The organism is Aeromonas aquatilis (assembly GCF_054052405.1).
Genome location: NZ_JBSTYP010000006.1, coordinates 100,557 through 107,720, shown reverse-complemented (window position 1 = coordinate 107,720; position 7,164 = coordinate 100,557). Strand labels below are relative to the sequence as shown.

At 58.3% G+C, this 7,164-nt stretch carries 4 protein-coding genes and 1 pseudogene; 1 reads left to right on the top strand and 4 read right to left on the bottom strand.

Going from position 1 to position 7,164, the window contains the following annotated elements; all coding sequences use genetic code 11:
- Positions 1-91 precede the first annotated feature (91 nt).
- Positions 92-628, bottom strand: a pseudogene (locus ACW5W8_RS03770) (IS21 family transposase); the annotation flags it as partial.
- Between the two features lie 254 nt (positions 629-882).
- Here ACW5W8_RS03770 and ACW5W8_RS03765 point away from each other — a divergent pair.
- Positions 883-2,372 (top strand): IS3-like element ISAs9 family transposase gene (locus tag ACW5W8_RS03765; RefSeq protein WP_498626473.1). Its coding sequence is split into 2 segments (ribosomal slippage): positions 883-1,297 and positions 1,297-2,372, totalling 1,491 coding nucleotides; the frame shifts between segments, so codons are not numbered across the junction.
- A gap of 222 nt (positions 2,373-2,594) precedes the next feature.
- Here the strand turns inward: ACW5W8_RS03765 and ACW5W8_RS03760 are convergent.
- Genes ACW5W8_RS03760 through ACW5W8_RS03750 form a run of 3 tightly spaced genes read right to left on the bottom strand, consistent with a single transcriptional unit; the run spans position 2,595 to position 7,095 of the window.
- Positions 2,595-3,959, bottom strand: coding sequence for an efflux transporter outer membrane subunit (locus tag ACW5W8_RS03760; RefSeq protein WP_498626471.1), 1,365 nt, complete (start codon positions 3,957-3,959; stop codon positions 2,595-2,597).
- Between the two features lie 2 nt (positions 3,960-3,961).
- Positions 3,962-5,935, bottom strand: coding sequence for a MacB family efflux pump subunit (locus tag ACW5W8_RS03755; protein WP_498626470.1), 1,974 nt, complete (start codon positions 5,933-5,935; stop codon positions 3,962-3,964).
- Entirely contained in the window at positions 5,932-7,095 is a 1,164-nt protein-coding gene (locus ACW5W8_RS03750) for an efflux RND transporter periplasmic adaptor subunit (protein WP_498626469.1), read from the bottom strand. Before ACW5W8_RS03750 ends, ACW5W8_RS03755 begins: the two co-directional genes overlap by 4 nt.
- Positions 7,096-7,164: the final 69 nt, after the last annotated feature.

The window sequence follows — 7,164 nt, the reverse complement described above, 5'->3', positions numbered from 1 at the left end:
CAATGTCAGCCCGGCGGAGTTTAACAAGAGGTATTGGAGAACTGCTCAGGCTGCTTGATCCGGGACTGTCCGATCTTGTCAGGACACCTCAGTAGTTGGACGCACCGAGCACGGCGACAAAGACTTGTGCCTGACGGACCTCACCCGTGGTCGGCGACACGGTGGGCACCGTGGGCCCGCAGTAGTCGATAAAGAGCTTTTCCCCCGCCTTATGGATCTGGCGCATGGAGCGCTTTTGCAACTGACTCCAGGACTTGTAACGGTCGCAGAACTGGGAGTAGCTGTAACAGCTGTTGGGATAGCGCTGGGTGTACTCTTCCCAGAGCAGTTGTTTGGAGACCCCCTTGCGCTTGAGCTCCTGATGGACAGAGGGCCAATCCGGCACGACATGGCGGGCCGATATGGTGGTATCGGCCTGCGGATAAAACAGGGCAGCCAGTCGGCCATCATCAAGCTCGGTGGGCAGGGGCCAGGTCAGGCCGAGCGCCTGGGCACTTTTGAGGAGTTTCTGGATGGAGCCGACACTGACCTTGGTACAGATACTGATCTGGCGAAAAGAGAGCTGAGCCTCCAGCCGCAGTCGCAGCACTTCACGAATTTTACGCATTGCAATCCTCTTGGCAGACATAGGCTCTTCCCTGGCAAAAGGGAGAGCGTATCAAAGGTTGTTAAATCAATGCGTTAAGGATGATTCCGGTGAATGTGAACAGTGATTCCGGGATGTTGAACACTGTTTCCGGAAAGGAGGGGCAAAGTGTTCAGGTTGAGCCGGAACCCCCAGTGGCAGGGTAGTTGTCGCCTGATTTTTTCACTGGGGGCTGGAGCTGTAAAATGGTTAATCACAGGATTGCGCCTGAGCTTAGGGAGAGAGCCATCATGCATATGATGCCACCCTATAACTGGAGCCTCAGACAGGTTGCTGATGATATTGGTGTTGGCATTGCAACTGTTCATGGCTGGCGAAAACAACTGGAACTAGAGGGGCTGATCATCCGAAAAATCGAACCCGACTCGGAGCATTCTACAGAGCAAATTTTTACGATCCTGCTTGAAACGGCCGCATTGTCTGAACATGAGCTGGCTGAGTATTGTCGGAAACATGGTCTGTACCCTGAGCATCTTGTGGCATGGAAGCACAATTGCCTGGCGGCCAATCAGCCTAAACATCGCCAATTGGTTAATGAACAGCGTGCTGTTCGTTCAGAGAAAGCCCGCATCCGAGCGCTTGAAAAAGAGCTACGTCGAAAAGACAAGGCGCTAGCCGAATTGGCTGCACTGCTGGTACTTCAGGAAAAGTTGTCAGCCCTCCGGGACAACGAAGAGGACGACTGACCTCTTACCTGGAGAGGCAACGGATAATTGCGCTGATAGAGGAAGCGGTAGACCACGGGGCTCGCTATGCGCAGGCCTGCCGAGTTGCTGGAATCACACACAGGACCTTTCAGCGATGGTTCTGCGACGGCAGGCTAAAACCGGATGGAAGACCATTAGCCAGACGGCCAGTGCCAGCCAATAAGCTGACAGAACATGAGCGAACACAGGTACTACAAGTATGCTCTGAGGCTGAGTACGCGTCTTTGCCTCCGTCGAGGATCGTCCCCATGCTTGCTGACAGGGGCATATACCTTGCTTCGGAAGCAACATTCTATCGGCTCCTGAAGGCAGAAGATCAATTGCACCACAGAGCCGGTGGGAAACCCCGTGGTACTTATAGCCGTCCGACCAGCTATACAGCACATGGTCCGAACCAAGTCTGGTCTTGGGACATCACCCATTTGCCAGGAGAGATCAAAGGGGAGCGGTATTATCTATACATGCTCATGGACGTATATAGTCGTAAAATTGTGGCAGCGGAAGTGAGGGAGGTCGAGCGCGGTAAATATGCAGCAGCCTTGTTACAGCGGGCCGTCATCATGGAAAACTGCCGGAATAGCGGATTAATTTTACACTCAGATAACGGGGCTCCGATGAAGAGCTTCACCATGCTGGCCAAAATGTATGAACTGGGTGTCTGCTCGTCATTCAGTAGACCCCGGGTCAGCAATGATAACCCCTACTCGGAGTCGCTGTTCCGAACACTGAAATATTGCCCTGCATGGCCTGCCGATGGCTTTAGCGATATAAGCAAAGCACGGGCATGGGTACACAACTTCATACGCTGGTACAACACCCAACATCGTCATAGTGGGATTAAGTTTGTCACACCAGAACAAAGGCACCAGGGTTTGGATAAGCCTCTGCTTAAACAACGGGAAGCAGTCTATGAAGCCGCACGATGCCAGCATCCTGAACGCTGGTCTGGTAAAACAAGGAACTGGACACCAGTAAGTATGGTGGCGCTCAATCCGGAAAATGAACGCCGGGCTGCATAAAAAGCGACAACTACCTTGAAAAACGCCGGGAATCGGTGTTCATGATCGGCCGGAATATGCATATTCAGGGTCGCCGATGCATGTAATTGGATGGGCTGCCGTAACAGCCCCTGATGATGGGCAATGGAGTTCGGTTGCCGTGTGGGCGAGGGGGGGCTGTGCGGTCCATTGCGATGGCATTCCCCACTCTGCCGGCTGAGCGGGGAATGGCCGGGTGAAGCGTTATCGGGGCGCCACGCTATCGCTGCCACCCAGGGCGCGATAGATTTTGGCAGTGGTGGTGAGCTGCTCTTTTTGCTGGGCCAACAGGCTCTGCTGGGCATCCCACAGTCGGTTCTGCTCATCGAGCCAGGCTTGCACGCCGGTCGCACCCGCCTGGAAGCGTGCCTTGGCCAGTCGTTCGGCCTCCCGGGCATAACTCAGCTGCTCCTGCAGATAATCGAGTCGCTGCTGGCCATAGTGGCGTGCGGCCAGATTGTCTTCCACCTCCACCAGTGCGGTGTAGAGCTGTTTGCGAAACTCGGTTTCAGCAATCTGGTAATCCAGCTCTGAGCTTTCGATGGCGAGCTGGGTGCGGTTGTATTCAAGGAAGGGGAGGGCGAGGCTGGCTCCCAGCGTACCTACCGGATTTTGCAGCACCTGCGCCAATCTATCGGATGCGGTGCTGGCACTGCCGGTTAGGGTCAGGCTGGGGTAGAAGCTGGTGCGGATCTCATCCCCTTTAGCCAGCGTCTTGCGCAGCCGCAATTCGGCCGCTTTGACATCGGGGCGGCGGGCCAGCACATCGGCCGGAATACCCACTGCAAGTTCAGGAATGGCCTGCTTTGCAAGGGAAGCGGGTGCATACTCCAGCGGCCCGCTGCTGCGGCCCAGCAACAGACGCAGGGCATTGCGAGCCTGTTCCTGCTGCGCTTTGAGGGAGGCCAGCTCAGCCTGCTTGCCTGCCAGTTGCTGGCGTGCCTGCGCCAGATCGAGTCGGGTGATGGCGCCTGCCTGGTATTTGGTTTGGGTCAGCTGCTTGGTTCGGGTCAGGTTGGCCAGCTGCTGTTCTCCGAGTGCGATGGCAGAGCCGAGATAGCCGAGCTGCCAATATTGCTCCAGAGTATTGCCGATCAGCAGGAGTCGGGTGCTGGCGAGATCCTGCTCGCTTGCCGCCGCCTCCCAGCTTGCCTGATCTTGCACCGAGGCAAGCTTGCCCCACAAATCCACTTCGTAACTGAGGCTCAGCGAGGGACCCAGACTGTTGGTGTCTTTGCCGGTTTTCAGATCCTTGTTGCCACTGGCTGCGATAGTGCCATTGACCGAGGGGGTGAGGTTGGTATCGGCCTGCTCGGCGCCCAGTCTGGCGCTTTTGAGCTTGAGGGCCGCCACACGCATGTCCGGGTTGGCGACCAGTACCGCGTCGACCAGTTTGTCGAGCTGGGGATCATGAAATTCCCGCCACCAGGGGCCTGCCTGCGCAGCCAGTTGGGAGCCCTCTGCCTGTTGCCATGTGGGGGCGATCGCCAGTTCGGGTCTTTGATAGGTGCTGTGCTGACTGCAGCCGCTGAGGGCCATGCAGAGAGCCAGCCAGGAGAGTTTGTGCATTGTTATTCCCTCGCCAGTGCGACAACAGGGTCGAGCCGCGCCGCATTGCGTGCCGGCAAGTAACCAAACAGGATCCCGATGAGTGACGAGCAGCCAAAGGCCATCAGGATGGAGAAGAGCGAGAACTGCATCTTGATGGAGTCCACCAGCAGTGAAAAGAGCGCGCCAATACCGAGCGAGAGGCCGACGCCGAAGATCCCCCCCAGCAGGCTCACCATCACAGCTTCAATCAGGAATTGCTGCAAAATATCTGACTGGCGGGCACCCACGGCCATGCGAATGCCGATCTCGCGGGTGCGCTCCACCACCGACACCAGCATGATGTTCATCACGCCCACCCCGCCGACGATCAGCGAGATCACCGCAATGGCCGAGACCATCAGGGTCATGGTGGCGGTGGTTTTCTCCACCGATTTGATGATGCTGTCGCTGCTGAAGGTGAAGAAATCCTTCACCCCGTGGCGCTTGGTGATCAGCTCGATCACTGCCTGCTCGGCAAGTGCCGGTTGTACCCCGTCTTTGACCCGGATGGTGATCTGGCTGAAGTGGTGCTGCGAGATGAGGCGACTCATCACCGCGCTGTAGGGCAGCCAGATATTGACCGACTGGCTGGTGGGGCCGAAGCCGGTCTCCTGCGAAACCACACCGACAATCCTCACCGGCAAGGTGCCGACCAGTACCACCTTGCCGACCGGTTCTTCTTTGCCAAGCAGGCTGGTGATGCTCTTCTTGTCAACTACGGCAACGGCGGCACGCTGCTGGATATCTTGCCACTCCAGTAAGCGACCACTGACCAGCGTCATCCCCTTCACCTTGAAATAGTCGTTACCAACCCCGGTCACATTGCCGCTGTTGGTCTTGTTGCGATATCGCAACTGGCCGGAGCTGCCAATCTCGGGGCTGGCGCCCGCAAGATAGGGTTGCCCCAACAGGGCATCGAGATCCCCCTTGTTGAGGGTCTGGATGCTGGCCATCTTCTCATCGCCCCATCCCTTGCCCGGGAAGATTTCGATGGTGTTGGTGCCCATCGCATTGATCTGGTCGATCACCTTGGCGCGAGCCCCTTGACCAAGGGCGACCACGCTCACTACGGCGGCGATGCCGATGATGATGCCGAGCATGGTGAGAAAGGTGCGCATCCGGTGGGCTAGCATGGCATGGATCGCCATCCGTCCCGCTTCCCGATAGCGATCCCAGTCGTGGCCCATGGCACCTTTAGTGGGCACTATTTTTTGAGGGGTTGTGGCGGTGGCTGGAGCCAACACGGCCGTTTGGCAGGGGCCGCTATCTTGTTCAATCCGACCATCTTTGAGAGTGATGATCCGGTCGGCATGGCTGGCCACGTTCATATCGTGGGTGACCAGAATGATGGTGTGGCCCTGAGCGTGCAGCTCCTTGAGGATCGCCATCACCTCCTTGCCGCTCTGGCTATCCAGTGCGCCGGTCGGTTCATCGGCGAGGATCACTTCGCCGCCATTGGCCAGCGCCCGGGCGATACTGACCCGCTGCTGCTGACCGCCGGAGAGCTGGCCCGGGGTATGGTGGCTGCGATCGGCCAGCCCCAGTCTGCCCAGCAGCTGACGCGCGCGCGCCTGGCGATCCGGGCGACTGGTGCCGGCATAGACGGCGGGGATCTCCACGTTGGCGGCGGCATCGAGATGGGGCAGCAGGTGGTAGCGCTGAAAGATAAAACCGAAGTGGTGGCAGCGCAGCCGGGCCAGCGCCAACGCATCCATGCTGGCTGTGTCCTGACCGCGAAACAGATACTGACCGCCGCTCGGGCTATCCAGGCAGCCCAGCAGGTTCATCAGGGTCGATTTGCCAGAGCCGGATGCGCCGACAATGGCGATCATCTCTCCTGCCGAGATGGTGAGATCAAGAGGGTGGAGCACGGTGACTTCGCTGTCGCCGCTCTGGTAGCGTCGCTCGACCCCTTTCAGCTGGATCAACGGCAGCTGGTTCAGGGGCTCACTCATAGCATCACCGCCATCTCATCATTGTCGGTGGGGGCTCCGTGATTGAGCTGCACCTCCTCCTTCTCACTCAGCCCGCTGATCACCTCAATGCGGATCTCGTCCTTCATACCTGTCTTGATATGACGGGTTTCGGTCGTCTCATCTTCCTTGATCACGGTGGCTTCATACTCGTTGTCACCCAGCGACTTGCCGAGGGCGGTTTGCGGCACAGTGAGCACCTGCTTGCGCTCGCCTAGCACTATGGTCACCTGGGTGGTCATTGCGACCCGCAGGGTATGAGCGGGATTGGGTACATCGAACAGGGCGTAGTAGTAGACAGCCGCATTGCTGGTGGTGGTACCTGTGGTGGCCTGATCGTTGATGTTGGTGGGCGCTAACTCCACGGCGCGAAGCGTACCCTGATAGCGGGTATCCGGATCGCCGATCAGGGTGAAGTAGACCGGCATGCCGGCTTTGACCTTGGTGACATCTGCTTCGGAGATCTGCGCCTTGACCGTCATAGTCTCGAGGTTGGCCAGCTTGAGCACGGTCGGAACCGTCTGGCTGGCAGCCAGGGTCTGGCCCTGACGGGTCACAATGCTGATGACGGTGCCATCCATCGGCGCCAGGATCTTGGTGTAGCCCAGCTCAGTCTTGGCCCGATCAACCTTGATCAGGGCGTTGTCGATATTGGCCTGGCTATTTTGCAGTTCGGCGCGGGTGACCGCCAGCAGGGCCTCGGCACTTTCCAGATCGGCCCGTGAGCTTGCCTCCTGCTTGAACATCTGCTGCTGGCGCCGCCAGGCGAGCTCGTTCTGTTTTAGTTGTGCCTGCTTGATCTTGAGCTGGGCGCGGTTGCTGGCAAGTTCCGCCTCGGCCGTCTTGAGGTTGTTCTGGGCAATCAGGGGATCGATCTCGGCCAGCAGGTCTCCCTGCTTGACCTGATCTCCGGCCTCGACGGCCAGCTTGGTAACCTGACCGGAGACCTGAGCCCCCACATCCACCTGCTCTACGGCCTGCAGCACACCACTGGCCAGCACGGTTTGGGCGATATCCTCGCGGGTCACCTGAGCGGTCAGCATCGCCTTGGGTGGTTGACTGGGCCAGAGCAGCCAGCCGAGGAGCACCACGGCGATCAGCATGGTGATGGCCAGGGTTCTCTGCTTGGGGGTCATGTTCATCGATCACCTGAATGGAAACGGAAAAGGTTGTGCGCGGCGATTATCCTGCAGCAAAGCCCTGATAAATAA